The organism is Sinimarinibacterium arenosum, assembly GCF_005047655.1.
Classification (GTDB): Bacteria; Pseudomonadota; Gammaproteobacteria; order Nevskiales; family Nevskiaceae; genus Solimonas.
The window spans coordinates 80,483-107,331 of sequence record NZ_SUKF01000003.1 but is presented as its reverse complement, the minus strand read 5'-3'; the positions used below and the strand labels follow the sequence as shown (position 1 = coordinate 107,331).

Here is a 26,849-nt window from a genome sequence, read left to right as displayed (position 1 = left end):
GCTCACTCGTGATAATCAAAAGCCTTGAAGCCGGCTTGCTTCACCAAGGCATCCCGCTTGGCCGACTGCAAGTCCTCAGACACCATCTCCTTGACCAGATCCTCGAAGGACGTTGTCGGCACCCATCCCAACTTTTCCTTGGCCTTGGTCGGATCACCCAAAAGGGTTTCGACTTCCGCAGGACGGAAATAACGCGGATCCACCGCTACGATCTTCTGCCCAGGTTTGACCACGACATCCGGCCGGGATACCGACGCAACGATGCCGACCTCATCAACACCCTGGCCCTGCCAATCCAGAGCGATACCCAGCTCAGCGGCAGCACGATCCACGAACTGGCGCACGGAGTACTGCACCCCGGTGGCGATAACAAAATCCTCGGGCTGTTCCTGCTGCAACATGAGCCACTGCATTTCAACGTAATCACGTGCATGGCCCCAGTCGCGCAAAGAATCCATATTGCCGAGATACAAGCAATCCTGAAGACCCAGGGCAATGCGTGCAATGGCGCGCGTGATCTTGCGTGTCACAAACGTCTCCCCACGCAGGGGAGATTCATGATTGAACAGAATGCCGTTGCAGGCATACATGCCGTAGGACTCGCGATAGTTCACCGTGATCCAGAAGGCATACAGCTTGGCCACCGCATACGGAGAGCGCGGATAGAACGGCGTGGTTTCCTTCTGCGGAATTTCTTGGACGAGACCGTACAGTTCGGACGTCGAAGCCTGATAGAAGCGCGTCGTCTTTTCCAGACCGGCAATGCGAATCGCCTCCAGCAACCGCAGTGCGCCAAGCGCATCGGTATCGGCCGTGTACTCCGGGCTTTCAAAAGACACCGCCACGTGTGACTGCGCGCCCAGGTTGTACACCTCATCAGGACGGATCTGCTGCACCAGCCGGATCAGGTTGGTGGAATCGGTCAGATCCCCGTAATGAAGAATGAAGTGCCGGTTCTCGACATGCGGATCCTGATACAGGTGATCCACACGATCCGTATTGAACAGCGACGCACGGCGCTTGATGCCATGCACCTCATAGCCCTTCTTCAGCAGCAACTCTGCCAGATAGGCCCCGTCCTGCCCCGTCACACCAGTAATCAACGCTCGCTTCATTCCAAACCTTCCAGAAAATTTCTCGGAACCCACCGCACTAAATAACGTCTACGGCGTAACCAATTCAGCCAACTGCTGTTCGAACCTCGCCAGAATCGCATCGCGATCCAGATACGCTTCAGCATACGCGCGCGCGTTGCGGCCACAGATCTCGCGCAGCACGGCGTCGTCCGCCAAGCGGCGGATGGCCGTCGCCAACGCGTCGACATCCTCCGCCGCACAAATCACGCCAGTGGGCTTCGCCTCACCGCTGCCTCGCGTCCCCGCGACAACATCTGCCAGCGCCGTCCCCGCATCGGCCGTCGCCACGCAGGCGCGCCCGGCCGCAAGAATATTCGTCAACTTGGATGGCATCACCAAGTCTGCCGCAGCACGCTGCTGAACAACCAGATGCACATCCCCGGCCGCCAACATCACCGGCAGGCGCTCCAAAGGTTGGACGGGCGCAAAGACAAGATTGGTCAAACCCAACTCCGCTGCCTGCGCCACCAGCCGCGCGCGCGCTGCACCCGCGCCCACCATCGCAAAGCGAATCCGCGCGTCGCCGCGCAGACGGGCCGCCGCCTGTAAGACCAGATCCAGGCCCTGCTTTTCCCCCATGTTGCCGGCGTACAACACCAACACCGTAGCAGCCTGCTCACATTCACCACCCGCATCCGGCACACCGAGCTCCGCGCGCATGGCCTGCACCGACGGGGCCTGTGGCAGCAGGGGCCGCACGGTCTCAATGTCCGCCCAATTCGGGAACAACCAGGCTCGGTCGGGACTTGCCCCCTTCTCCACCACCCGCCGGCGCATAGCCTCGGTGATCGTTGAAACCACCGTTGCCCTTCGCAACAAAAACGATTCTACCCAGTACAGCACACGCCCCAGCACGCCCCCTTTGAGCATGTTGAGGCGCAGGGCCGCATCCACCTGCAAATCCTGAACGTGTAAGACCCAGGGAACTCGGCGAATCATGCCATAGATCAACGGCCACACACCCATCTGCATTGGCGGCATCATCACCACAATCACATCCGGCTTCGCCCGAGAAAACAGGCGCGGCAGCCAAAACCGAGCTGCGGACAAGGTAAAGCTCGTCTCAATCCATATGCGGGCCTTGGCAGTCAGGCCGCTCGCAGACGGCACGTGATGCGCCACACGCACCACCCGCACCCCATCCAGCGTTTCCACCTGCATGCCGCCATCCGCATGCAGCTGCGCATACCGTGCATCCACCTCCCAGGCCGGGTAATGCGGCAACCCACAGATTGCTTCAACGGAGTGGCCACGTGACGCCAGCCACGCCGCCATTTCACCGGTGTACTTGCCGGTACCGGTGGGCTCAGGGAAATAGTTGAGGCCGGCGATCAAGAGCTTCATGCAGACACCACCCGATCATCCCTCTTGCGCGCGCCTACGACTTTTGCAGGGGAGCCTCGCGCAACCACACCAGCAGGAAGGCTTTTGAAGACCGAACTCCGTGCCCCAACTACTGTCTCTTCACCAATCACTACACCGGGCGCGACAAACACGTCCGTCGCTAACCAAGCCTGTGGGCCAATCACGATGGGCTCGGCATAAATATCAAACGTAGGCCTCGTGTAGTCGTGGCCGCCCGTGCACAAATACGACCGCTGGGAAACGACCGCATGAGCGCCAATGGTAATCAGACCCAAGCTGTACAAGACCACATCGTCGCCAATCCAGGCGCGTTCACCGATTATCACCTTCCATGGATACGTGATTCGCACCGTCGGGCGAATGATGGCGCCAGCATCTACCCGGGCGCCAAACAGCCTGAGCAGCCACCGCCTCCATCCGTACATAAATTGCGGCGACAGGCCAAACAAGGTGCCCTGCACCATCCACCAAAGTTGTACAACTACCGCAGAGCGTCCGCGAAAGCCAGGAGGGAGCCGGAATTCATTGAGTTTCTGAACAGCCTCTAAGTCAGTCATAACCTGATTCCATGGTCGTCATTCAATATTTTTTTGATAACGTAGACATCGCCTCCACCATACCCCTCAATTTCAATGATCTTGATAGCCACAAGAAGGCTATACCAGACGTGTCATATATCGATAGCTTGGAATGAAATTGATCAGCAACCTCCATTCACAAGCAATCCAACTCGTCAAGCAACTAGCGGAGTGGCGTGTCCGGAAACACTTTGCGTTGGCCCGGCTTAATCGCGACGTGCAAAGTGACGGCCTTGTCCCGGCTCTCGGGACGTTTGGCCACGCCCTGATAGCCGACATCGCGAACGCATCGATCTCATCGCCATGCAGGCATGCATGCGCCTGCGTGACATCGTTGACGTTGGCAGGCGCCGCCACCACGGCGCGCGTCAGCCCCGCCTCGCCATCCACGCCGATATGCGCTTTCTGCCGAAAAACCACTGATTACCATCCTTTCGTCAGCTCAACAACCAGTGCTAATCGGCCACGGAAACCTGCGGGCGACTGAAATTTGGACAAATTCTGATTATGCCAAATCATCGATATCGTGCGCAGTTAATGAAACAAAGCCCTCAGACGATACGAAGCGAGAACAAAATATCCAGTCAATAACCTTCGGGAAAAATGTAAGATTTTCAAAGATAGTGGCAATTCCAAGATCTGCGTTTGGATATTATATGCCTCCAACCCCAGAGCCAAAGGCCTCAAAGTCGAAACACCGCCCAACTCAAACTGAGCTACAACCCTGTTGTCGCAATAATAAGTTGCATTGCGGGCCAACAACTGCGCAGCCAAGGCGAAGTCACCACACACCCTATACTGGGTAGGCCATTCGATACTGAGCAACACATCACGCTTATAAACTGTTGCCTGTTGTACTGCCGGCACTGAATATGAAGCACTGCTTAATGGCCTAGGCTTCCGTATGTAATCCACGCCCAATCCGGAAACTCTACAAGCATAAAAGCAAACGTCAGCATCCGTGTGATGGCTGATAATATACTCACCGGCATCAGAATCAGCAAAGACATCACCAGCATTCAGGAATACGATCCTATTGCCTCCAGCCAAATGCAGTCCCTTTTGCATGGCATCATAAATACCATTATCACGTTCAGAGATATATCTTGCCACAAAGTCACATTCATCCAGGAACTTTGAAGTTCCATCATTCGAGCCGCCATCAATTACAACCCATTCAATTTTATCAGTTTTTTGGTCGTTTACAGAATTGGCTGTAGCCAGAAGTCCATCTATGTTGTTGAAGGTAATTGTAATAACGGTAATTAAATTGCATTCCATTATTTATTCCGCTGTATCAAGTAGTTCACAGGCCTGATTACGTCAAGCGAAAAATGGCTGGCCGCCTTTTGCCCCAGACCAATCGTTCGCAGGTAGACAACCAACCAAAACAGCTGCCACACATTCGCATCAATGCCTGACCTTTGGAATGCCGCATAGCCATTAACTAAAATAATTACTGAACACACGCTTCGGATATCAGAAGTCGCAATATAGTTCCGTAGAGCATTCATCAATATAAGACAGAACGCAGCTAAATACATAAACCAGCCCAACACACCAGCCTCAATCACAGGAATAAACCAGCCAATCGCCAAGTCGCCTCCCGCCAGATTAACCGAAGTACTCACCGCATTAGAGCCAAACCCCCAAGGATTGCTATCAACTAGCGGCACCAGAGCATTAAGTGCAACCAGTCTATTCCCAATAGATGTTTCTTGGCGCCCATTAATTTCGTACTTAGAGGACACATATTGACTTAACATAGGTTGATTACTAATAGAAATTAGGTTCAAAGATGTAAGCAATATTATCAAAAAACCAGTCAAATTAATAACTCGTTTAGTACCAGTTCTTCCAATTCCAAATGATCTGATGGCGCTGATACCTTCAATAATCAGAAAAATAATAATCGCACCAATGGAGAATGTAAAAAAAAGAGCGGTAATTAAAATTGCCACCTTGTATTTCATTTTCCAATGTTTGGCAAGAAAAATGGCCGGCAAAACTGCAAATGCGAAAGTTCCCGCCTCATCTGAGAATGACTGCAACCTCTCCAGACCGTATGACGAGCCTACCCATGATTCAGGCCAGACGTAGCCTATACCATAAAATAGTCGAATGCTTTCTCTAGCCCCGGACATGTTATCCAAATTAACAGTTTCTATTGGGCGGGCTAGGCCAAAATAGATAAGTGCAATAAGAAACAAACCAAGAACAGAAAACCAAGTTAAAAGATTTACGTACGTGCGCAATGCGATCAATAGTCCATTGTCAGTAAGCAACAAAGCTATTGATAGCATAAAAATAAGATCCCTGATCTCATAAATAGCAGATACGGCGATTATAGGCTCATAATAATTAGCAGCAGATGCAACCATCAAAACAAGAAAATAAATGAAATACAAAGCTATACCTAACCACACTGCGCCAGGAATTTGATGTTTCCATTGCAGATTGAGTCTCGCACTTGATAATACACTGATAACGAAAGTTAACAGCAGAATTCCATTCAACACAAGCGGGTACACCATTCCGACGTAATTTCTAAAGAAAAACGGGAACGAAAATAAATATACAAAAAAAGTCCCCACAATAAAATATTCATGAATCAATATTTTATTATGATATCTATAGATCATTGATTGGCATCCGATTGGCCAGTCACAGCCTTGTACAAGTCGATATACTTGTCTGCTAAGACAGTACGACTATACTTCTTCAGCGCATCTCTATGCAGACTGGCACGGCTGGCGCCTAAATAACACTCTGGAATGACTTTGTCTCTTAAACAGCAATAAATTTCTTCGCAACTGCCGACAGGAAGAATATTTAAAACTGACAAGACTTCTTCAGCTGCCATACTACTTACTGCGAATACCGGCACGCCACAAGCTAAAGCCTCGATCATTACCAAGCCAAAGGTGTCTTTTTCAGAAGTGAACAAAGCCACGTCTGCTCGAACAATGACGTCGACTATCTGCTTTCGATCGGAAATCCTGCCATGGTTGATTACATTCGATCCAGAAAAAGGAGATTGACTCCCCACGGTATGCAACTCAATATGTGGAAGGGCCAAGAGCTGATTAACGAGTGCGCGATCTACCTTTGTCGGATCTGATAGATCGCTCGCGATAAAAATCACCTTAATTGACTTTTCGGAGAAGCTGATTGAGCTATTACTTAACTGAACATTCTTCAACGCCGACTCAAGCCCGCTATCTACCCAGTTTGGAATCACACTAACCGCAACATTTGGCAATCCATCAATAATTGCATTTGCGACAAAGGCAGATGGTGTCACCACGTGCAACCGCGAACCAAGCAACGAAATGATTTTTCGCTTGCGCTTGAATTCATGGGCAGAATAATTCATAAGAGCCGGTGGATAATTTTGTTGGGTTGGGCACTCACCACATCCTCTACGCCATCCTTGACATTCTTCAGTAAAAGCACACCGACCGGTCAGCATCCAGTAATCGTGCGCAGTCCAGATCACTGGTTTTTTTAGTCTGACTAACTCATGCACCAACCAATCCAAGGGAAGAAAGTGACTATGGATTACATGCAGGTGAACAACATCCGCCCAATGGATTGCACATAGTAAGCGTTTACGACCAAATCCTAGCGGTTTAATGGAGTCAACTCCAATCAACCGGTGAAGCAACATATTTGCAGCCACTTGAAATTGTTGACCAGCCTGAAAGCATTTCGGAACGGAAGCCTCACCCGACGATTTGCCGCCATTTTCACCCCACCCATATGCAAACACACTTTCAACATTCAGGGTTAGCAGATGACGATGCAAATCTAACGCAACACGCGCCGCACCTCCTTCTTGAAGGCGAACATTAATATGAAGAACCTTCATGTCGTCGCAGGCCCCAACATAGATTTTTGCGTGATGACTCGAGCCGGATTTCCCACAACGACTGCTCCCGGAGGCACAGTCTTAGTCACAACTGCTCCGGCGCCAATGACTACATCATCCCCGATTACAATATCGCCTATGATAATGGCACCGGCACCAACATCAACGCGATTGCCGATTCTCGGCGACGCGCCTTGCGACCCATCAGCATTAACTTTGCATCCTATAGTTACACAGTGCCTCAACCGACAGTCATCGCCGATCGATACATGCTTATTCACCACCAATGCAAAGCCGTGATCAATGATTAGTCTCTGACCAATCTTTGTTGCAGCTGGAAGCTCAAGGTGAAAGATCCATTCTGTCAAGAAGCGATAAGCAACCAAAATAGGCAAGACAATAGGCCACGAGAGCTTTGATACTTTACGAAGCTGAGATGCCCAATGTGCGATACGGTAAAGTCGGATTATTAAACGTTGCCTGTAGTCACTTCTGTGATTCTTAAGACTGCTAGTTACTGTCATGAATACGAACCTTGGTGCGCCAATGTAATAATTGATGTCGCAACAGGAAAAGAGCATACAAAAGCTCGATCTTGACTCGCCAATCCGCGCGGTTCTTTATTTGAGCCCGTCTATTTTCACTCAGGGATTTTTTAACCAAGCATGAACTCATCCCAACGCCACCCATCACACAAACTATGCGGTCCATAAAATGAGCTGTTAGTTTTTTTCTAAGAAAGAACTCATAGTCAATAGCAATCTGAAATTGCTCGTCGAACTTGCCAATCTCTGTAAAAAGTTTCCGTCTGTGAAATGTGGCGGTATGCGGCACGGCCATTCGCCGCTTGATCACTTCCAAGTCGTTCTGGCTACCAAATTCTAAGCCATCATAGGCCCCGCCCTCAAAAATTATTCTGCCGTACACCAAGTCTACTGTTTTACTCTCTGCAATAATATTTGCCACATCTGACAATACCTCGACATCATGTAACCGATCATCTGAGCCGAGAAATATAATCCAGTCTCCAGATGCATGCTCTAATGCCTTATTCCAAGCGTGGGCAATTCCTCGATCTTTCTGCGATTCCCAGTAGTCGATTGCCACATCATTTCTTTCAAGAATTTCTACAGTTCCATCTGTAGAGCCGCCATCCATGATGATTAGCTCTTTATGCGAGTAAGTTTGACTTTCAATGCTCGCGATGCACTGCTGTAGCGTTTTTGCTCCATTGAATACCGCAATCACAATACTAATCAAAGGTGGCATTTCCATATGCGCCGTGCACCAGGTGGTTTAAATTTCCTATTTAAATGATTAATTCCATGACGAATATCGTCTTAATTTTTTTTCAAAAAATCTAGCAAAATCCATTGATACGACGTTTTAACATATTTTTTATTGAGCCTGACATCGAAAAATAAACGTCAGATAAAATTGTATTAAACGAGGTTGGTATCTCATCCAACTCCTGCAATAAATCATGCAGATCATAGCCCATCATGTTCAAATCATCCTTGCCGATTCCCAACAAAAAATTTCTGCACCATTCCTTTCGTATCGGGCTTCGCAAAGCGTTCTTCCATTTTTGGATGGACAATTGGCTCAAAGCATCGTATTGTTTTACGCCAGTTGGGTCGCCCATTCTTCCATTAAGCTTAATCTTTGAAAATGCTGTCGTAATATCTACTGGCGCGGTCATTTCCAAATATTCGAACATTTCCATAAACGCAGCTTCGCCTTCTGCCACAATATCCTCATAACGGACCGAACAGACATTTTCTTTGTAAGCCTTGTAGGCGCTGATCATTCTATGCATGGCGTAATTCAGATCGGAATGAAAACGATAAATTTTCCACTGCCCTGCACACCATGTTTCTATCATTGACGCAATCACCGCCAATGGGTTTCGCCATAAAAATATAAACTTTCCATCAGGGAACAAGTTTATCACTTCTTCAGCAACTAAACTATATCTTGGTGTTTTATCAAGGAAATATATAACTCCTTTCTTTGACGCAGCCTTCTGATAAAGCTTGATAGCAAATTCGCGCAACACCATATCAAAGTCTTGGCGACCAGCAGGCAACTCCGCTATAAAATCTTGTAGTGCTTGCACACCAACAGCGTGGTCATATTCGGCTTTGGCACCCTCCTTTTTTAATGAATACAAAAAAGGTAATAGAAGCCAAGGCTCAGAAGCAGTCGCAATATTATTATGTGTCGCCAGTATTCTCTGGAGCAACGTTGAACCGGAGCGCGGCAATGAAAAAATGAAAATCGGTTGCATGTGTTTAACTCGCTCTACATATTTGGCGGTTTCATTAAATCAATAATGGGTTGTAATCTTATGAGACCAAGATGCGACCAAACACCGGTTTTTCTTTTTGCTTCAATAAGTTGCATTAGGTTTTGCAAGGTCATCCCCAAAGCTGCAGATGTCGCAACACCAACAGCCCCGTAGGGCACTACAAGTAATAAGGCGCCGATGACGGTAATAGCACCACATGCTATGGTTATCACCATCATTGATTTCTGGTGACCTGTCATCATTAATACCATTCCGCATGATCCGGCCCACACATTAACTAGCTGCCCCACCCCCAAAATGATCATGACTATTCCTCCTGCTTGATATTTATCACCATAGACCAGTCTGATAATGGCTTCGCTATTCAACATGAGTAACACAAGCACTAATGTTGCGGGAATGCCGGCAACAGTCGCGGTGGTACGCAGCAGTTTTTCCAGCTCCGTTTTATTTTTCTGTGAATATAACTCTGAAATCATTGGCGGAATGACGGCATTAACCACTATCAATGACATAGATACCAAAGCAACCAGACGTGAAGCAGCTGCGTAAGTTGCGACCTCTGATGTTGGCTTAAAAAATGCCAGAACCCAAATATCGGCCTGCGTTATAAAAAAAAGAGTGATGCCTGTTACCCATAAGGGCCATGCCGCTTGCATTACCTCTTTTGATTGTATTGCCCTTGCATTTACATTTCGAGTCACATTTATATTTAAACGTTTACCGATTGTGAAACTGGCAATCAAAAGGCTGAACGTCGCTCCTGCAATTACAATCCATATGACTTCACCCAGTTCTGCGTGTCCGATAAAGAACCATATTGAAGATAACATCACAAATGAAACTAAGCTGGCCAATAATCCGCCAAACAATGAGGCGAACCGTATGTCGTGATAACCCCGAAATGTTTCTGACACTAGACTCTGAAAAACTGACACTAAGATCCAAATTGCTACCGCACCCAATACTGTTTCTAGCGTGCGCGATTTCAATAAAGTCGTTAAAGGGGTCGAGCCAAATAACCAAGTTGCGGCGCAGAGCGTAAAGCTAGCTATGCCCGCATTTCGGAAGGAAATTAGTACAACCTGCCTGGCTTGCTGATAGTCATCACAAGCCGTTGCCTCTGCTATGAATCGCACCAATATTTGGGGCAAGCCAAGTTGCCCGATTATCGCAACGATGCTAACCAAGCTCAGCGCCAAAAAGTAGGCTCCCATATCATCTTTCGTAAGCAACCGTGCTAATAGCGCACTTACTAACAAGCCCAATATCAATGAAATAATTTTGCCTGCTAAAGCCCATGCAGTTCCGGAAAGGAGCCTTGTTCTTATTGAGTGTTGCATAACGCCGTTATACTGGATAGCTGGTTCAATCATGTTTTTGGTGGAACAATCTTAATTATGATCGGAATTGTTCCAGAAACGGATCTCGTGGCGGCATGGGATGAATAGCGTTGGACCGGCCGACGTAGCCGTTGCCGTCAATGGCGATTTTCATGGTTCTTTCCTTTAGGAATGCTCTGCACAGTCTCTGTGATGCGAAAGAATAGATGGCATTGCAAGGCAAGGATGTCGGACGGTTGATGATCAAGCAACGCAGTCTTGCTAAGAGCGGATACGAGCAGCGATCGTGTCCCGCGACGTGGTGTAGGTCTTCGATCTGCCGGTGGGCGGCTGGCTGGGTCGGGCTACGGTGTTCAGGTTGCCACAGCGGGTAGTTGGATGGGGGGGGGCGAGCATTTCTATCATCGTCTCACGGGTCATGTAGCGAGCCCGCTGGACCACCCATTCGTCGTTCTGATCGAGCAGGATGGCGCCGACGAGCCGCGTAATCGCGGCTTCGTTTGGGAAGATGCCGACGACATCGGTTCGGCGCTTGATCTCGCCGTTGAGACGCGCGCCGCCAAGATACGTATTAAGTCCCGCGAGCAGGCCAAGACCAAAGCACAGGAGGAAATCGACGAAATCATCTGACAATCGATACGATCAGACTACGCCGGGGGCACCAGCCCCCGGCTTTCACCCCTAGTCAATTTTCAATCGGCAGAGGTGGTCAGTTTTCGGTCGGCAGCATCAAGTACAACTGCAACCCGCCCTGCCAGAGTGGGAAAGCTGGGTCGATGGCGACCACCTGCCCATCGACAAAGTCAACGGCACACTGGCCGCAGTCGCCGCGGTGGCAGGAGTAGCTGACCGGCGCCGACTGGGCGATCAACTGGTCGAGCATGAGACCCCGAGGTCGCTGTCGAAGGACCAGCGGCGTTCACCGCATTTGACGTCGATGGAGGTTATTGCTGCAGATCATGTTCAATCAGATTCTCCGCCCCCGTCACGCGGACCCTTAGTCTGATTCAACCCTTGGAATCCCGTCCGTAGATATCATCAAACCGCACAATGTCGTCCTCTCCGAGATAGGTGCCCGACTGGACCTCGATCAATTCCAGTGGAACCTTCCCGGGATTCTCAAGACGATGTACGCCCCCGAGGGGAATGAATGTGGATTGGTTCTCTCCCAGAAGTAGTTCCTGCCCGTTGCAGGTCACCTTGGCAGTTCCCTTCACAACGATCCAATGCTCGGCACGATGGTGATGCATCTGTGAGCTGAGCTTCTGCCCAGGCTTGACCACAATGCGTTTAACCTGAAAGCGACCACCCTCGGCAATTGACTCATAGCTGCCCCACGGGCGGTGCACTACAGGATGATTTTTCGTCTCCTCACGTTCTGCCGCCTTGAGGCGACTTACGATTGTCTTTACATCCTGTACGCGGCCCTGCGTCGTAATGAGCACGGCATCTTTGGTCGCGACGATGACTTGGTCTTTCAAACCAAGTGCAGCCACCATGCCGTACTCGGAATGGACGACTGTGTTGTCGCAGTCTTCCATCATGACATCGCCAAAGGAATAGTTGCCTCGCTCATCCTTCGGCAATGTCGACATGTAGCTCCACGAACCAACGTCATCCCAGCCGGCATCCATTGGCACCAACCCGGCCTTGTCGGTCTTTTCCATCAATGCGTAGTCGATGGACTCAGAGCGGGCTTGCTTGAAGGATTCAGCATCCAGTCGGATGAAGTCGAGGTCGATCTTGGCTGCGTTTAGCGCCCCCTCGCAAGCGGCCACCATTTCGGGCTCGAATACGCATAGTTCATCGATGAACAAACGCGCCGGGAACAGAAACAGCCCCCCGTTCCATGAGTAGTCGTCCTTCTTGATGAATTCTTCGGCGAGCTCGAGTTCTGGCTTTTCAACAAACTGCGCCAGCTCGAACGCGCCGCCAGGTAGCTCAGCTCCCCGTTTGAGATACCCGTATCCGGTTTCCGGTCTCGTTGGCTTGATACCGAAAACCATCAATCGGCCGGCTTGCGCGGTCGCAGCTGCAATTTGCGCTGACCTGCAGAACGCCGCTGTGTCCCTGACTACATGGTCAGCGCTCATCAAGAATACCAATGCTTCGCCGCCATACTGTTTGCTGACTTGCAGTGCGGCGATCGCTGCTGCCGGCGCGGTATTACGGCCTTCCGGCTCCAGGATGATGGTGGCGTCTTCGATGCCTATTTCACGCAGCTGCTCGGCGACGAGGAATCGGTGGGTATCGCCACAGATCACGATTGGCGGAGCTGCGTCTTCGATCTGTTGCGCGCGCAGTGCAGTTTGCTGAATGAGCGTGTGTTCGCCACCCAGCTTGAGAAACTGCTTGGGGTAGGCTTCACGCGACAAGGGCCACAGTCGGGTGCCTGAACCGCCGGCCAGGAGTACGGGGACGATGGTGGTCATGGTTGGTTTTGCGCTCCGTTGCTTGCGCGGGTAATTCCGGTCTCTGTTCGGAATTTCCGCTGCTTACGGGGAGCGTCTTTGCTTTGCAGGTGAGGCATCTCGATACGTCCGCTTCGCGGACTACTCGATGCGAACGGAGGGATGTTGAGGTTGTGTTTGGACGTCTCGATACGCTCAATGCGTGAGCTATTTGAGGCGAACGGGAGTGTAGTGGCGGACCTTTGGCATCTCGATACGCCCGCTTCGCGGACTACTCGATGCGAACGGATGATGTTTTGCATTGAACCCGGGAAGCTCAAAGCGTCCACTGCGTGAACTACTCGATGCGAGCGGGGCGTTTCCGTTAGTTGCATGAGTCGATCAGCTCCAGGAGTTCCTGGGTCTTCGTTCGCATCAGGCTTTCGTCTGCGCGGGATTCGACATTGAGGCGCAGCACTGGCTCGGTGTTTGAGCCTCGCAGATTGAAGCGCCAGTTCTCGAATTCCAGGCTGATGCCGTCAGTGCGGTCCACTGCTATGGCGTTCGGTCCGTAGGTGGACTCGATCCGGTCCAGAACCTTGGGGATGCTGGACACGGTGCGGTTGATCTCGCCGCTGGCCGGGAACTTACGCATGCGATCCCCAACGAGCTGCGATAGGGTTTGTCCCTTCTCACTGACAAGGCCTGCCACCAGCAGCCATGGGATCATGCCGTTGTCGCAATAGGCAAAGTCGCGGAAGTAGTGGTGCGCGCTCATTTCTCCACCATAGATCGCGTTCTCTTTGCGCATGCGTTCCTTGATGAATGCGTGGCCGGTCTTGGACTGCACGGGGATGCCGCCTGCAGTTTGGACCATATCAATCGTGTTCCAGGTCAAGCGCGGGTCATGGATAACCTTTCCGCCGGGCTCACGCTTGAGCAAAGCTTCGGCGAGCAGGCCAACGATGTAATAGCCCTCTATGAATCCGCCGTGCTCGTCGAAAAGGAAACAACGGTCGAAGTCACCGTCCCACGCGACACCGAAATCTGCACCATGCGCACGAACCGCATCCGCCGTAGCGCTGCGATTCTCCGGCAGTAAGGGATTCGGAATACCGTTGGGGAAATCCGGATCGGGTTCGTGATGGACTCGGATCAATTCAAACGGCAGCTGCGGGGCCAGCGCATCAATCACGAGACCCGCCGTGCCGTTACCGGCATTGACAACGATCTTCAGCGGCTTGAGCTCATCGACATTCACGTAGCCGAGCAGATGGCGTACGTAATCACTACGGTATGACGTTGATGTCATTGGGGGGCTGGCATGAGCGCCTTCAAACTTTGTCCGTCCTGCGGTCTCGCTGTCAGCCAGTGCCGCAGCGACACGGGCTTCGAGTTCGCGCAGGCCGGTATCGCCAGAAATGGGGCGTGCGCCTTCGCGCACCAGCTTCATGCCGTTGTAGTCGATCGGATTATGGCTGGCGGTGACCATGATGCCGCCGTCAAGCTTCGCGTGGAACGTGGCGAAGTAAACTTCCTCGGTCCCACACAGGCCGATATCCAACACTTCTGCGCCCGCCTCATTCAGCCCTTGAGTCAGAGCCATCAACAGTGGACGGCTGCTGTGCCGGGCATCGTGACCCACCACAACCCGACGCGCTTTCAGCGTTTGCGCGAATGCCAAGCCGAGTTGGTATGCGAGCTCGTCGTTGAGCTCGTCCGGAACCCGACCGCGGATGTCGTAAGCTTTGAAGCAAGAAAGTGCCACGGTACGCTCGAATTTGACTGCGTCGCCGCTGCCGGCGAAGCATTGTGATTGTTCTGACCGCTCAAATCACATCAGTTCATGGCAACTGAACCGCATGAACCGGGCACAATAGACCTCGGGTGTTAGTCACCGAGACCACACACAGTGCGGAAAAATGAGCAAGGTCTGCAAACTGTCGACCGGCCCAATCAGTACGCTCGATCGTCACCGCCCAACATCGTGCTCACGGTCCAGAACACGATCCGCATGTCTAAACCGAACGCGGCATTTCGGAGATAGAAACAATCAAACCGTACCCGATTGCGCATTTCCCGCACGCTGCGGGTTTCTCCACGGCATCCGGAAACCTGCGCCAAGCCGGTAACACCGGGCTTGATCAAGTGCCGCTGGGCGTAGCCCGGGACATAGGACGAGAACTTTGCGTCAAGCTCTGGCACGTGGGGCCGTGGCCCAACGACGGACATGTCCCCAAGCAGCACGTTTATGAATTGAGGGATTTCATCCAGATTCGTTTTGCGCAGGAAGCGCCCCACGCGCGTAACGCGATGGTCATTCTGCTTGGCTTGCTTAAATCCCTCGCCAGGGGAATGCCGCATGGTGCGGAATTTCAAGCAGGTAAAGGTCTGCCCGTTGAGACCCGTCCGACGCTGCCTGAAGAACACCGGCCCGGGTGAGTCCAGCTTGATTGCAGCGCCGATAATTGGGATCAACCAAATGCCCACCGTTCCCAGAAAGGCCGCAGAGAATGCCAAGTCAAATGCGCGCTTGCCACGGACTCGCCAGAACGTCGCAGGAATCTGAGGCGTCTCGGCGCAATCAACCGAAAAATCATCCTTGGGGCCATAGCGAAGTCCTCCGGGATTCGGCAGATTCTCAGGAGACTTGCCCCCCTCCTTCGTCGCTAGAAACTCCAACACTCCGCTACTTCCATCCATTCCTGAGCCTCCCATCCCTGCCGGCTTCGCTCTCACTCTTCCTGAGAAGCTGTGGCGACTGCTCGAGCGTCGTCAATGACTTAACAGCACATCTTCACCTAAGTTTCCAAGATGCTTGCAGGCACTGTCCACTCGCACCATTTTCCCGCGATCCAAATTCCGCAGCTCAACTTCCCGCATTATCCATGCCAAAAGTAAACATCTTGTTACCAAATGACTCATCGTTCGCAGCTTACGGCGAACCACATACTTTGCACAATTTAAGTGCAAGGGCATCCTGCCTGACGCGGCGCATCGGACTCTGCAGTTAAACGACCGCCGGGCTGCGCTCCGGGACACACGGCATCTTCCTGCCGCACGACAAAATCCAATGTGCGCACGGTCACATCAATACGCCGGTTTCTGATGCCAGCGCCAGGCGGATTCCACGATGGCCGTCAGATCGGTCCACTGTGGGGACCAGCCCAGGACTTCTCTGGCGCGCACGCTGCTGGCCACCAGTGCCTTGGGGTCCCCTGCCCGACGTGCGCCCACCTGAATGCCGAGCGGTCGGCCGATCACCGATTCCACCGCGGACACCACCTGCCGGACGGTATATCCGGCACCGTTGCCCAGATTGAAAACCTGGAAGCCCGGCAGCAGATCCAGCGTCTGCAAGGCCCTCAGGTGCGCATCGGCGAGATCGTTGACGTGGATGTAATCCCGGACGCAGGTGCCATCGATGGTGTCGTAATCATCACCAAAGATACGGACATCGAGGTCATCTCCGGCAGCGCGGCGCAACAAGCGCGGAATCAAGTGCGTCTCCGGCTCATGGTGTTCGCCAATCAACCCGGACGGGTCCGCACCGGCGGCGTTGAAATAGCGCAAGGCGACTGCCTTGAAACCGTAGGCTGAGACGCAGTCCTGCAACATCTGCTCGATCACCCGTTTGGTGCGCCCATAGGGGTTCAATGGACTGGTCGGATGACGCTCATCGATCAGATTTGCCTTGGGCTCGCCATACACCGCGGCGGTCGATGAAAACACCAGACGCCTGACGCCGTGGCGCCGCATGGCGTCAAGCAGGTTGACGGTGTTGGCGATGTTGCTGCGGTAGTACTTCAACGGATCGGCGACCGATTCGCCGACCAGCGATGCCGCTGCAAAATGCATCACGGCGTCGAAACGTATGCTGCCCAGGAGCAGATCAATCGCCTCGGGATTGCCAATATCGGTTTCGGACAGGCTGCCCCAGCGCACGGCGGCGCGGTGTCCGGTCGAAAGGTTGTCGCACACGACCGGTTCGTGTCCATGCTCGGACAGGAACTTGCACATGTGAGCGCCGATATATCCGGCGCCGCCGACAACCAGAATCCTCATAACCCTCGCCTCTTGCGTACTGACCGATGCGCCTGGCCGTGCGACTGCTCCCTTTTTTCCCGCGTCAGGCGGGACTCAGGAACGTTTTAATTATGGTACTGCAAGTATGTTGCAGAGCAACACTCAAATGAGGACTGGCCGTGTAGTAAATCCGGACCGTGCACCTCACGGCCTCGTGAAACTTGCCGTTCGCGTCGAGAGCGGAGCCCATCGCGAGCCGCCAAGCGACTGCGATGCGAGGTCTCGATACGCGCTTCGCGCGACTCGACCCGAACGAGTGTCCTCTTAACCGCGAACGATGGCTCCTACACAGGCCGCGCCACAGCGCTGCGGGACTGGAGCGGGCGGAGTTTGTCCTCCGCCTGAGGTTACGGCAGCTCGTCGATTTCCTTGTCCTGCGAGGGCAACAGGTCTTCACGCGAGACGCCGAGCGCGACCGCCAGATTGGTCGAGACGTAAATCGACGAATAGGTGGCCACGATGACACCGAAGATCATCGCGATCGAAAAGCTGTTGACGCTGGAGCCGCCGAGGAAGAACAAGGCGACCAGCACCAGCAGCGTGGTCAAATGGGTGATCACCGAGCGCAGCAGGGTCTGGTTGACCGACAGGTTGACGATATCCAGCACGTCGCCCTTGCGCTGATTGATCAGGTTCTCGCGCACACGATCGAAAATGACGATGGTCTCGTTATTTGAGTAACCGATCAGCGCCAGGATGGCCGCGAGTGTGGTGATATCAAATTCAACCTGCAGCAGGGACAACAAGCCCAGCACCATCACCGCATCGTGAATCAGCGCAGCAATCGCCCCCACCGAGAACTTCCACTCGAAGCGGAAGGCGATGTAGATCATGATGCCCATGAACGCGAACAGCAGCGCCAGGCCGCCCTTTTCAGCCAGTTCGTCGCCCACCTGCGGGCCGACAAACTCGATGCGCCGAAGTGAAATGCCGTTCTGTTCGGCGTTCAGCGCGTGCAGGATGTTGGTACTGACCTGCGCCGACGAGGCGTCCTCCGCGGGTGGCAGGCGGATCAATACCGCGGTGCTGGCGCCAAAGTACTGCACCACGGCACGCTCGTACCCCGCTTCGGCCAGATTGGAGCGGACCGAGTCCAGCTCCACGGTCTGCGGATACTGCACTTCAACCAGCACGCCGCCGGTGAAGTCGATGCCCAGGTTCAGGCCCCGGACCAGTACCAGCAGGATCGCACCCAGCGTCAGCAGGGTCGAAGCCGTCAGCCCGACCTTGCGCTGCGACATGAAATCAATGTTGGGAACGCGTGCGAAGAATTTCATTGGATGTCCCGGAAAGGGAATGTGCGCATGGTTTCGAGATTCAGGCCCGATGCAGACGGCACTGCATCCCTGCCGAACGGAGCGGTAATTTCTGGCTGCAGGCTCACCATATCGGCACGTCCTTCATCTGACGCTTGGCGAAGACCAGCTGAGCCAGCGCGCGCGATCCGACGATGGCCGTGAACTGCGAGGTCATGATGCCGATGGCCAGCGTGATGGCGAAGCCCTTGATCGGCCCCTCGCCGAGCACGAACAGAACCACCGTCGCAATCAAGCCGGTGATATTGGCGTCCGCGATGGTCAGGAACGCGCGCTCGTAGCCGGCTTCAATGGCGGCATGCGGTTTGGCCCCCGCCCGCAACTCTTCGCGAATACGTTCGTAAATCAGCACGTTGGCATCGACCGCGATACCCATGTGCAAGACCACACCGACGATACCGGGCATGGTCAGGGTGGCCTGCAGCACGGACAGGATCGCCAGCAGGATCACCAGATTCAGCAGTAGTGCCGAAATCGCGAACAGGCCGAACACGCGGTAATAGAAGGCCATGAAGATCACGACCAGCGTCAGGCCCAGCAACGCGGCGGAGAAACCCTGCCGGATATTGTCGGCGCCGAGGCTGGGGCCGACGGTGCGCTCCTCAACGATATCGACCGGCGCCGCCAGGGCGCCCGCCTTCAGCAGCAGTGCCAGATCATGGGCCTCCTTGCTGCCCAGGCCCGTGGTCTGGAAGCGCTTGCCGAACACACCGCGAATCGAGGCGACCGAGATGATCTCCTCGACCTCGCGATGCTCACGGATCGGCTCGCCCTTGGCGTTGTAGTTGGTGACGACCTCGCGTTCCTTGAACAGTACCGCCATCGGCTTGCCGACGTTCTTCTCGGTGAACTCGAACATGCGCTTGGCACCGGCGCCGTCCAGCGTGACGCTCACCGCCGGGCCACCGTCCTGATCCACCGTGGCCGCGGCATCGACCAGATTGTCCCCGCCGGCGATCAATTCGCGCTTGAGCAGATACGGGCGATGGCCGTCACGCGTATAGAACAACTGCGTACCCACCGGAATGATGCCGGTGCGGGCCGCGGAGGCGGCGTCATCTTCGGCGACAGCGCGGTATTCCAGGGTCGCGGTGGCACCGAGCAAGTCCTTGACCCGCGTGGTGTCCTGAACTCCGGGCAGCTGCACCACGATGCGGTTCGCACCCTGCCGCTGTACCAGCGGCTCGGCCACGCCGAGTTGGTTCACACGATTGCGCAGGGTCGTCAGGTTCTGCTGCACCGCAAAGTCGACGATGCGCTTGGCTTCAGCCTCGGACAGGCTGATCTGCAGACTCAACGGCGCGTCCGGAGGCGAGGACAGCTGATATTCCGGGAAATTGCTCGCGATCACGCGGCGCGCAGCGTCGACATGCTCGGCGTCGGCAAACTCCAGCACACCGGCTGCGGCCACCTGCCGGCGCCCGGTGTAGCGCACGTTTTCCTTGCGCAGCAAAGCCGGCACGTCGTTGACGATGCGCTCAACCGCGCGCTCGCGCACATCGTTGATATCCACCTCGAGCAGGAAGTGCACGCCACCACGCAGATCCAGGCCCAGGTTCATCGGCTTGGCGCCGATTGCACGCAGCCATTCCGGCGTTTTCGGGGCCAGGTTCAGCGCGACGACATAGCTGCGGCCCAACTCGCGCTTGAGCACGTCGGCTGCCTTGAGCTGCCCCTCGGAGCTGCCGTAACGGACGATCCACTGTCCTTCCTCGAGATCGCTGGCCAGCGGCGTCAGCTGAGCGTCGGCCAGAATGCTGGAGACCCGATCGGCAAATTCGGCCGGCAGCGGGTCGCCGCTCTCCAGCGAAATCTGCACCGAGGGATCGTCGCCGTACAGGTTGGGTGCTGCGTACAGCAGACCAAACACGATGGCAACGACGAGAATGAGGTACTTCCAGGTGGCGTATGGCTTCATGGCAATGCTTCAGTGCGTCGCAACCCCGGAAGGTTCCAACGCGTGGATGCGACAGCGGGCGCGGCATGCCGCCGCGCCACCTCGATCACAGGGCCTTGAGGGATCCTTTCGGCAGTACGCTGCTGATCGCGGACTTCTGAACCTTGATCACCACGTTTTCAGCAATCTCAACGGTGACATAGGCTTCACCGATGTTGGCGACCTTGCCGGCCAAGCCACCGGAGGTGACGACTTCATCCCCCTTGGCCAGGCTGCCGAGCATGTCGCGGTGCTCGCGCGTGCGCTTCATCTGCGGCCGGATCAGCATGAAATAGAACAGAATCACCAGCAACACGAGCGGCAGGAACTGCATCAGCGGATTGGGCGCAGCGCCGGCTTGGGCGTAGGCGGGACTGATCAAGAAATCCAGCACAGGAAAGCTCCGTTGGTCGTTAGGGTCAATTGCGAGGCGCGGATTATGCCACGGTCGCCGACTGAGCCCGACTTTAAATCTGACCCCAGCGTCGGCGACGCCCAAAAAACCCAATGCATGCACAACGAAGGGTCGCCCTGCACCAGTTTGTCATTTAAATGCGCTAGTCTGTCCCCTCGCTTGTTCGGGCGAGGTACGATGGGCACCATGCGCCATGCGCGTGTGACAGCGTATAGTTGATTTAAGAGTGCACTTGTTTAATATGGTTTCGGCGTATCACCGTGCGCGCACTCCACGGCGGTCTGAGTCACCTTCAATCAAGGTACATTTTTTGCGTCAAGGCTAGAGTCAATGCTCCGGCAGTTCCGCAAAGTTCTATTGTCAAAAGGGATGGGTTGATCGATGAACATGAACAGCTTTCTGAAGGCCAGCGCGATCGGCCTGATTACCGTTGCAGTCAGCGCCTGCGGCAACAACCACCACAAGTCCAAAGTTGACATCGATGGCCGTGCCGCACTGGGCGCGCTGTTGAATGCCACCTGCACAGTGACGACCCTGAGCGGGACTGTGTTGGGCAGCGGCACCACCGACGGCTCCGGCAATTTCACGATGACTTTGTCGCCGGCTCCGTCAGAGCCGTATGTTCTCTCCTGCACCGGCGGCCAGTACTTCAACGAAGCGACCGGCCAGTTTGAAACCTTCACCGGCACGATGAAGGCAGTCGCCCCCAGCGATACCACCTCGCTCGCTGTAACGCCGTTGACCGATGTTGCTGCCGAAGCGGTGCTTGCTCTTGGCGGCACTGTGACCGACGGTCAGGTTGATACCGTCCTCGGTGATATTGCTTCGTTCTTCGGCCTGGGCGACCTCCTGGCACTGCCGCAGGTTGTCAACTCACTGGACGACCTCGACACGCTTTCGGGCAACGCGGGCGCCTATGCTGCCGTGCTTGCGGCCTTGGCGAATCTGACTGAAGGCATGGGTCTGGATGCTCAGGACGTTCTGAGCCTGTTGGCCGACGATATTGCCGACGGCGATCTGGGCGATCAGTTCAGCCAGTCCGAGATCGACGATGAAGCAGCCAGCGTCGCAGAGGGCACTGACGCAGCGGACGAACTGGCCAGCGGCCAGGATGATCCGGACCGTAACGACGGCACGATCACCGGTTCCGGCGGCAACTGATTCGCCGCAAAGTCTGTATCGATCTGCGGATCAGAGAGCCACGACCCGAGGTCGTGGCTCTTTTTTCATGCCCGATCGACGCTCCACGACATCACTTCGGCTTCGACTCCGAGAGCGAGCGCCCTGAAAACATCGCGTGTTCGGCCGTAGAGTTCAGTAACATCCGGTTGTGACGACACCGACCCACAGGGGGAATTCATGTTCTTGAGGTCATGCGCCGCAGCAGCCGTCATTTTCAGTAGTGCCGCCTGGGCCGATGCGTCGCCGGATTACGCGATGCAGGGCTTCCATGGCCTGTTGACTGTCCCGGATGCAGACGTGACGCCTGAGGGCGCTCTGCACTTGCAGTACAACAACGACATCGAGTCGACGGCGCCGGAAAGCTTCGACACGGTCGAAAACGCGTATTTTTCGATCGGGCTTTGGCGGCAACTGGAGATCACAGGACGCTTCTCCAAGGCCGAGAACGACAATGGCAGACGGCTCAGGCACGATCTGTCGGGCAACGCCAAGCTTCAGCTGTACACCTCAGACATGTTCTCGGTCGCTGTCGGCGCCACGGACTTTGGCGGTGATGCTCAGCAGCTCCGCTCGGTCTACGGCGTCGGCACCTTCAAATGGAAGGGCCTGGCGCTGACCGTTGGCGGCGGTGGCGGCCCCGATACGCTGGATGGCGCTTTCGGCGGCATCCGCTATCGCGTGTTGCCGTTCGCCGACATCCTCGCGGACTATGACGGCAAGGAAAGCAGCTATGGCGCCCGTCTGTTCTGGAATATCACTCCCGCGCTGACGGTCTATACCACCGCCGCGGGCTCCACGGACCCGAAGCAGTCCTTCTCGGCCGGCGGTGGATTGGCAATCCAGTTCGGGCATCGCCGCGAAGCGCCAGTCCCCGCATCCAACGCGGTCGGCAACCGTGACGCGCGTTCGTGGAAAGCCGTGACCTCAACGGACACACCAGCCAGCAGCGCTAAGACGCTGACAGAAGCAGTTCGAAGCAATAGCGACGCCGGTCAAATCCGCGAGTACCGCTATGGCGTCCCGATCCGCCGCGTGACCGTGGATCAGGCACAGCCCCAGGCGCAATGGCTGTCCTTGTACGACAGTCCCGCCGCCTACCGCTGGCCCCACTGGATTGGCGGCGAGATACGACTGGAACCTGATGTCCGCAGCCTCGTTGCCACCGAGTACGGCACTCTTGATTACTCGCTCGCAATCCAACCCAGTGCGCGACTGCAATTTCCGTTCGGCCTTGCGGTCTACGGAACCTACGACGTCGCGGTAGCGCACTCCGATGACGTTGCCGAAGGCGAGCGCTTCGAGAACCTGTTGCACCACAGCGACTGGCGCGACATTGCCGGCCAGTGGCTGGTGCATCCGCTGCCAGGCTGGTTCACCTTGACCACTGCCGGCTTCACCGAAATCGATGAAGTGAACTACGGCTTCGTTCACATCGATTCGGCCATCCATGATGCCAGCGGACGCCACCAGCTGCGCTTTGCCTACGGCAAGTACGAGCCCGAAGACGACATCTTCTTCCTGCCACACGAAACCAGGATTGCGTCGTATCGGTATTTCTGGCCACGCAAGCAGCTCGCAATCCGTGCCAGCTACGGCGACTACTTCTATGACGACCGCGGCGGCAAGCTGGAAATCACCCGCTACTTCAGTGACTTTGCGATCCGCATTTACTACCAGCGCGACGATGACGACCTGCAACGTGGCGGCGTTGGCCTGAGCATTCCACTGGGCGTCGGCCGCGGACTGCGCGCGGGTCAGTTTGCCATCAACGGTTCGCCGCGTTGGGAATATGCGGTCGGCACCACGATCAACCATCCTTCAGGCGTCAATCGACTGACCTTTGGCGACCTGGTAGAGCCGCTGCCGGAATACAACCTGATCAAGGACGTGCTGGATGGAGACCGTGCGCTACCGGAGAACCTGCTGACGGCACCGGATCTCTAGGATCCGGTTGCGGGCTCGGGCTCGGGCTCGAGCCAGCAGTGTGGCGCAGCGTCTCGAGACGCTGCGCCACTTGAGGTGAATCGGTGACGACTCGCTCAGTCGGCCTTGCGCCCGATGCCTTCGTAATGAAAGCCCAGCGCCTTGAGCACATGGCCGTCGTACTGGTTGCGGCCATCAAAGATCGCCGGCTGGCGCAACAGGCGTTTGACCACAGTGAAGTCGGGGCTGCGGAACTGCGCCCACTCGGTCACGAGCACCAATGCGTCGGCACCTTCACAGGCGTGCTCGGCACTGTCCGCATAGAGCAGATCCGGTCGCTCGCCATAGATTCTTCGGGTGGCATCCATCGCGATCGGATCAAAGGCGCGCACCTGCCCGCCAGCGGCCCAGATCGCCTCCATCAGGACGCGGCTCGGCGCTTCGCGCATGTCGTCGGTGTTCGGCTTGAATGCCAGCCCCCAAAGCGCGATGGTCTTGCCGGACAGTGACCCCAGGTGCCGCTGCAGGCGGCTGAACAGCAAGGTCTTCTGCACATCGTTTGCGGCCTCGACGGCATTCAGCACCTTGAGGTCCTGCCCCTGCTCGGCGCCCGTCCGTATCAGCGCCTTGACGTCTTTCGGGAAGCAGGAGCCACCGTAACCGCAGCCGGCGTACAGAAAGCTGAATCCGATGCGCGGATCGGACCCGATGCCGCGGCGCACGCTTTCGATGTCGGCACCGACCTTTTCGGCCAGCAATGCCAGTTCATTCATGAAGCTGATGCGGGTGGCAAGCATCGCATTGGCGGCGTACTTGGTCAGCTCCGCGGATTCGATATCCATCGCCATCACGCGATCGTGATTGCGATTGAAGGGCGCATACAGTTTGCGCATCTGCTCCAGCGCGCGATCGCTGTCGGTGCCGACAATGATCCGGTCCGGCCGCATGAAGTCCTCGACCGCGGCACCTTCCTTCAGGAATTCCGGATTGGATACGACGTCGAAGTCGACCTGGGCATTGCGCGCAGCCAGCGCCTCGATCAGCGCGGCGCGTACCTTGGCCGCAGTGCCCACCGGCACCGTGGACTTGGTGCAGACGACGCGATAATCCGTCATGTACTGCCCCACCGTCTTTGCGACCTGCAACACGTACTGCAGATCGGCCGAGCCGTCTTCCTGCGGCGGCGTACCGACGGCGATGAAGATGATTTCTCCGTGCGCGACCGCCTGCGCGGCATCGGTGGTGAAGCGGATACGTCCGGCGCGAGCGTTGCGGGTCAGCAGCGCATCCACTCCGGGCTCGTAGAACGGGCAGTGGCCGGCGTTCAGCGTCTCGATACGGGCGGCGTCGACATCCACGCAGACCACCGAATTGCCGGTGTCCGCGAGACACGCCGCCGTGACCAAACCCACATAGCCCGAACCGAACACGCTGATCTTCATTGATTACCCGTCGTCGTTGTTTCTTGATGGCTCGGCGCTGCGCTCAGGTGCCGATCCGATAGTACTCGCGATACCAGGACACAAACCGGTCAAGACCCTGCTCGATCGGCGTCGCCGGCTCAAAGCCGACATCACGCGCCAGATCCTGCACGTCCGCGCAGGTGCGATAGACGTCGCCCGGCGCCATCGGCAGCATCCGCATTCTGGCCTTGTGCCCGGTCAGCTGTTCCAGCACTTCGATAAAGCGCAGCAATTTAACCGGCGAATGATTACCGATGTTGTACAGCCGGTACGGTGCCCGGCTGCGACCCGCGACGGGCGGGTCACCGGTCCAGCTCGGATCGGCTTGTGCCGGCTGGTCGATGACGCGAATCACCCCGCTGACGATGTCGTCGATGTAGGTGAAATCACGCTCCATGTCGCCATTGTTGAAGACGTCGATCTCACGATCCTCGAACAAGGCCTTCGTGAACGAGAAGTACGCCATGTCCGGTCGGCCCCATGGCCCGTACACGGTAAAGAAGCGCAGCCCGGTCGACGGAATCGCGTAAAGGTCGCTGTAGGCGTGCGCCATCACCTCGTTGGCCTTCTTGGTGGCGGCATACAGGCTGACCGGGTGATCGGTCAGATTGCCGACGGCAAACGGCACCTGGGTGTTGGCGCCGTAGACCGAGCTGGACGACGCGAAGACCAGATGGCGCACCGGGTGATGCCGACAGCATTCCAGCAGATTGGCGAAGCCGACCAGATTGCTGTCGATATACGCCTGCGGATGGGTCAGCGAGTAGCGCACGCCGGCCTGTGCGGCCAGATTCAGCACGACGTCCGGCGCAAAGTCGACAAACGCCTGCTCCAGCGCGGCACGATCGGCCAGATCCACCGCTCGAAATGTGAAATTCTTCTGCGGCGCCAGCCGCTGCAGCCGCGCATCTTTCAGCGACGGGTCGTAATAATCATTGAGATTGTCGATGCCCAGCACCGTATCGCCACGGGCCAGCAAGGCCTCGATGCAGAAATAGCCGACAAATCCGGCGGCACCGGTTACTAGAATTTTCATGGACTTCGTCGTCGAGCGCCGCAGCGCGCTTAAGAGTGCTTGGTGATTTTAGCAAGGCGGTCCGTGCGGAGTATCCGCGGGAGTGCTGCGTGCCCGGCGTTCCAAACCTCGGGGGTTCGGTGCGGCGTCTCGATACGCTGCGCGACTCGACGTGAACGGGGATTGTTAAAATTCCCTCTCCCAATCACCCACCGTTCATGTCGAGTAGGCCCGCAGGGCCGTATCGAGACACGGCTCTGACTTCAACGGGCATCCTGATCGAAAGCCCAGGCCCGGCAAATTCAGCAGCATCGGCGCACCACCTCGATACGCTGCGCTACTCGGTGCGAACGGGGACTGATTAAATCCCCTGCCCCAAACACCCACCGTTCATGTCGAGCAGGGCCCGAACGGGGCCGTATCGAGACACCGCACAGCCGCCTCAAACAGGCGTTTCCGCCCCCCGCTGTGCTAGCCTTATGCCCCTTTTTTTGCCACTGCTCTTTACGGATTCGCAAT

At 55.5% G+C, this 26,849-nt stretch carries 22 protein-coding genes and 2 pseudogenes; 2 read left to right on the top strand and 22 right to left on the bottom strand.

Annotation, left to right across the window (positions count from 1 at the left end):
- Positions 1-2 precede the first annotated feature (2 nt).
- The 20 genes and pseudogenes from gmd to yajC all read right to left on the bottom strand — a co-directional run bounded on the left by gmd (position 3) and on the right by yajC (position 20,666).
- Positions 3-1,115: a GDP-mannose 4,6-dehydratase gene (gene gmd / locus E4T66_RS06870; protein ID WP_136848181.1), complete on the bottom strand. Its 1,113-nt coding sequence runs from the start codon at positions 1,113-1,115 to the stop codon at positions 3-5.
- 48 nt (positions 1,116-1,163) lie between these two features.
- Positions 1,164-2,471: a WcaI family glycosyltransferase gene (locus E4T66_RS06865; RefSeq protein ID WP_169577518.1), complete on the bottom strand. Its 1,308-nt coding sequence runs from the start codon at positions 2,469-2,471 to the stop codon at positions 1,164-1,166.
- A 5-nt stretch (positions 2,472-2,476) separates the two neighbouring features.
- Positions 2,477-3,058 carry a putative colanic acid biosynthesis acetyltransferase gene (locus E4T66_RS06860; protein WP_136848179.1) on the bottom strand — a complete coding sequence of 194 codons (582 nt, stop codon included), beginning with the start codon at positions 3,056-3,058 and terminating at the stop codon, positions 2,477-2,479.
- A 190-nt stretch (positions 3,059-3,248) separates the two neighbouring features.
- Positions 3,249-3,513 (bottom strand): annotated as a pseudogene (locus E4T66_RS21915) (transposase); the annotation flags it as partial.
- A 100-nt stretch (positions 3,514-3,613) separates the two neighbouring features.
- Positions 3,614-4,360, bottom strand: a complete 747-nt coding sequence (locus E4T66_RS06855; protein ID WP_136848178.1) for a glycosyltransferase — start codon at positions 4,358-4,360, stop codon at positions 3,614-3,616.
- Positions 4,360-5,721 (bottom strand): hypothetical protein, encoded by a 1,362-nt coding sequence (locus E4T66_RS06850; RefSeq protein WP_136848177.1) that lies wholly within the window; start codon positions 5,719-5,721, stop codon positions 4,360-4,362. The genes E4T66_RS06855 and E4T66_RS06850 overlap by 1 nt, the downstream gene beginning before the upstream one ends.
- The gene (locus tag E4T66_RS06845) at positions 5,718-6,950 is read right to left on the bottom strand and encodes a glycosyltransferase (RefSeq protein WP_136848176.1); all 1,233 of its coding nucleotides are present in this window, start codon (positions 6,948-6,950) and stop codon (positions 5,718-5,720) included. Before E4T66_RS06845 ends, E4T66_RS06850 begins: the two co-directional genes overlap by 4 nt.
- Positions 6,947-7,474, bottom strand: a complete 528-nt coding sequence (locus E4T66_RS21850; protein ID WP_136848175.1) for a hypothetical protein — start codon at positions 7,472-7,474, stop codon at positions 6,947-6,949. Before E4T66_RS21850 ends, E4T66_RS06845 begins: the two co-directional genes overlap by 4 nt.
- Complete coding sequence (locus tag E4T66_RS06835; RefSeq protein WP_169577517.1) at positions 7,461-8,219, bottom strand: glycosyltransferase family 2 protein; 759 nt, start codon at positions 8,217-8,219, stop codon at positions 7,461-7,463. The genes E4T66_RS21850 and E4T66_RS06835 overlap by 14 nt, the downstream gene beginning before the upstream one ends.
- Before the next feature lie 91 nt (positions 8,220-8,310).
- Positions 8,311-9,240: a sulfotransferase family protein gene (locus E4T66_RS06830; RefSeq protein ID WP_136848173.1), complete on the bottom strand. Its 930-nt coding sequence runs from the start codon at positions 9,238-9,240 to the stop codon at positions 8,311-8,313.
- A 14-nt stretch (positions 9,241-9,254) separates the two neighbouring features.
- Positions 9,255-10,637, bottom strand: coding sequence for a flippase (locus E4T66_RS06825; RefSeq protein ID WP_136848172.1), 1,383 nt, complete (start codon positions 10,635-10,637; stop codon positions 9,255-9,257).
- 320 nt (positions 10,638-10,957) lie between these two features.
- Positions 10,958-11,156, bottom strand: a pseudogene (locus tag E4T66_RS06820) (transposase); the annotation flags it as partial.
- A gap of 157 nt (positions 11,157-11,313) precedes the next feature.
- Entirely contained in the window at positions 11,314-11,487 is a 174-nt protein-coding gene (locus E4T66_RS06815; protein ID WP_136848171.1) for a 2Fe-2S iron-sulfur cluster binding domain-containing protein, read from the bottom strand.
- A gap of 124 nt (positions 11,488-11,611) precedes the next feature.
- Positions 11,612-13,036, bottom strand: a complete 1,425-nt coding sequence (locus tag E4T66_RS06810; protein WP_136848170.1) for a mannose-1-phosphate guanylyltransferase/mannose-6-phosphate isomerase — start codon at positions 13,034-13,036, stop codon at positions 11,612-11,614.
- A 343-nt stretch (positions 13,037-13,379) separates the two neighbouring features.
- Positions 13,380-14,762: a phosphohexomutase domain-containing protein gene (locus E4T66_RS06805; RefSeq protein ID WP_136848169.1), complete on the bottom strand. Its 1,383-nt coding sequence runs from the start codon at positions 14,760-14,762 to the stop codon at positions 13,380-13,382.
- A gap of 188 nt (positions 14,763-14,950) precedes the next feature.
- Positions 14,951-15,697 (bottom strand): sugar transferase, encoded by a 747-nt coding sequence (locus E4T66_RS06800; RefSeq protein WP_169577516.1) that lies wholly within the window; start codon positions 15,695-15,697, stop codon positions 14,951-14,953.
- Positions 15,698-16,084: 387 nt separating this feature from the next.
- Positions 16,085-17,059: a UDP-glucose 4-epimerase GalE gene (gene galE, locus E4T66_RS06795; protein WP_136848167.1), complete on the bottom strand. Its 975-nt coding sequence runs from the start codon at positions 17,057-17,059 to the stop codon at positions 16,085-16,087.
- A gap of 368 nt (positions 17,060-17,427) precedes the next feature.
- Positions 17,428-18,357 carry a protein translocase subunit SecF gene (gene secF / locus E4T66_RS06790; RefSeq protein ID WP_136848166.1) on the bottom strand — a complete coding sequence of 310 codons (930 nt, stop codon included), beginning with the start codon at positions 18,355-18,357 and terminating at the stop codon, positions 17,428-17,430.
- A 103-nt stretch (positions 18,358-18,460) separates the two neighbouring features.
- Positions 18,461-20,314 carry a protein translocase subunit SecD gene (gene secD, locus E4T66_RS06785; protein ID WP_136848165.1) on the bottom strand — a complete coding sequence of 618 codons (1,854 nt, stop codon included), beginning with the start codon at positions 20,312-20,314 and terminating at the stop codon, positions 18,461-18,463.
- Between the two features lie 85 nt (positions 20,315-20,399).
- A complete protein-coding gene (gene yajC, locus E4T66_RS06780) occupies positions 20,400-20,666 on the bottom strand; it encodes a preprotein translocase subunit YajC (RefSeq protein ID WP_441347697.1) in 267 nt (88 codons plus the stop codon).
- Positions 20,667-21,128: 462 nt separating this feature from the next.
- Between yajC and E4T66_RS06775 the strand changes: the two genes are divergently transcribed.
- Both E4T66_RS06775 and E4T66_RS06770 read left to right on the top strand, forming a co-directional pair.
- Entirely contained in the window at positions 21,129-21,908 is a 780-nt protein-coding gene (locus E4T66_RS06775; protein WP_211242803.1) for a hypothetical protein, read from the top strand.
- 198 nt (positions 21,909-22,106) lie between these two features.
- Positions 22,107-23,873 carry a YjbH domain-containing protein gene (locus E4T66_RS06770; RefSeq protein ID WP_136848163.1) on the top strand — a complete coding sequence of 589 codons (1,767 nt, stop codon included), beginning with the start codon at positions 22,107-22,109 and terminating at the stop codon, positions 23,871-23,873.
- 95 nt (positions 23,874-23,968) lie between these two features.
- Here E4T66_RS06770 and E4T66_RS06765 read toward each other — a convergent pair whose 3' ends face one another.
- Positions 23,969-25,294 carry a UDP-glucose dehydrogenase family protein gene (locus E4T66_RS06765; protein ID WP_136848162.1) on the bottom strand — a complete coding sequence of 442 codons (1,326 nt, stop codon included), beginning with the start codon at positions 25,292-25,294 and terminating at the stop codon, positions 23,969-23,971.
- Between the two features lie 43 nt (positions 25,295-25,337).
- Positions 25,338-26,351 (bottom strand): NAD-dependent epimerase, encoded by a 1,014-nt coding sequence (locus E4T66_RS06760; RefSeq protein ID WP_136848161.1) that lies wholly within the window; start codon positions 26,349-26,351, stop codon positions 25,338-25,340.
- Between the last annotated feature and the right edge of the window lie 498 nt (positions 26,352-26,849).

Coding starts and splice junctions, on each gene's coding strand:
- gmd (WP_136848181.1), bottom strand. CDS start 1,115: ATGAAGCGAGCGTTGATTACTGGTGTGACGGGGCAGGACGGGGCCTAT.
- E4T66_RS06860 (WP_136848179.1), bottom strand. CDS start 3,058: ATGACTGACTTAGAGGCTGTTCAGAAACTCAATGAATTCCGGCTCCCT.
- E4T66_RS06855 (WP_136848178.1), bottom strand. CDS start 4,360: ATGGAATGCAATTTAATTACCGTTATTACAATTACCTTCAACAACATA.
- E4T66_RS06850 (WP_136848177.1), bottom strand. CDS start 5,721: ATGATCTATAGATATCATAATAAAATATTGATTCATGAATATTTTATT.
- E4T66_RS06845 (WP_136848176.1), bottom strand. CDS start 6,950: ATGAAGGTTCTTCATATTAATGTTCGCCTTCAAGAAGGAGGTGCGGCG.
- E4T66_RS21850 (WP_136848175.1), bottom strand. CDS start 7,474: ATGACAGTAACTAGCAGTCTTAAGAATCACAGAAGTGACTACAGGCAA.
- E4T66_RS06835 (WP_169577517.1), bottom strand. CDS start 8,219: ATGCCACCTTTGATTAGTATTGTGATTGCGGTATTCAATGGAGCAAAA.
- E4T66_RS06830 (WP_136848173.1), bottom strand. CDS start 9,240: ATGCAACCGATTTTCATTTTTTCATTGCCGCGCTCCGGTTCAACGTTG.
- E4T66_RS06825 (WP_136848172.1), bottom strand. CDS start 10,637: ATGATTGAACCAGCTATCCAGTATAACGGCGTTATGCAACACTCAATA.
- E4T66_RS06815 (WP_136848171.1), bottom strand. CDS start 11,487: ATGCTCGACCAGTTGATCGCCCAGTCGGCGCCGGTCAGCTACTCCTGC.
- E4T66_RS06810 (WP_136848170.1), bottom strand. CDS start 13,036: ATGACCACCATCGTCCCCGTACTCCTGGCCGGCGGTTCAGGCACCCGA.
- E4T66_RS06800 (WP_169577516.1), bottom strand. CDS start 15,697: ATGGATGGAAGTAGCGGAGTGTTGGAGTTTCTAGCGACGAAGGAGGGG.
- galE (WP_136848167.1), bottom strand. CDS start 17,059: ATGAGGATTCTGGTTGTCGGCGGCGCCGGATATATCGGCGCTCACATG.
- secF (WP_136848166.1), bottom strand. CDS start 18,357: ATGAAATTCTTCGCACGCGTTCCCAACATTGATTTCATGTCGCAGCGC.
- secD (WP_136848165.1), bottom strand. CDS start 20,314: ATGAAGCCATACGCCACCTGGAAGTACCTCATTCTCGTCGTTGCCATC.
- yajC (WP_441347697.1), bottom strand. CDS start 20,666: ATGCAGTTCCTGCCGCTCGTGTTGCTGGTGATTCTGTTCTATTTCATG.
- E4T66_RS06775 (WP_211242803.1), top strand. CDS start 21,129: ATGAACATGAACAGCTTTCTGAAGGCCAGCGCGATCGGCCTGATTACC.
- E4T66_RS06770 (WP_136848163.1), top strand. CDS start 22,107: ATGTTCTTGAGGTCATGCGCCGCAGCAGCCGTCATTTTCAGTAGTGCC.
- E4T66_RS06765 (WP_136848162.1), bottom strand. CDS start 25,294: ATGAAGATCAGCGTGTTCGGTTCGGGCTATGTGGGTTTGGTCACGGCG.
- E4T66_RS06760 (WP_136848161.1), bottom strand. CDS start 26,351: ATGAAAATTCTAGTAACCGGTGCCGCCGGATTTGTCGGCTATTTCTGC.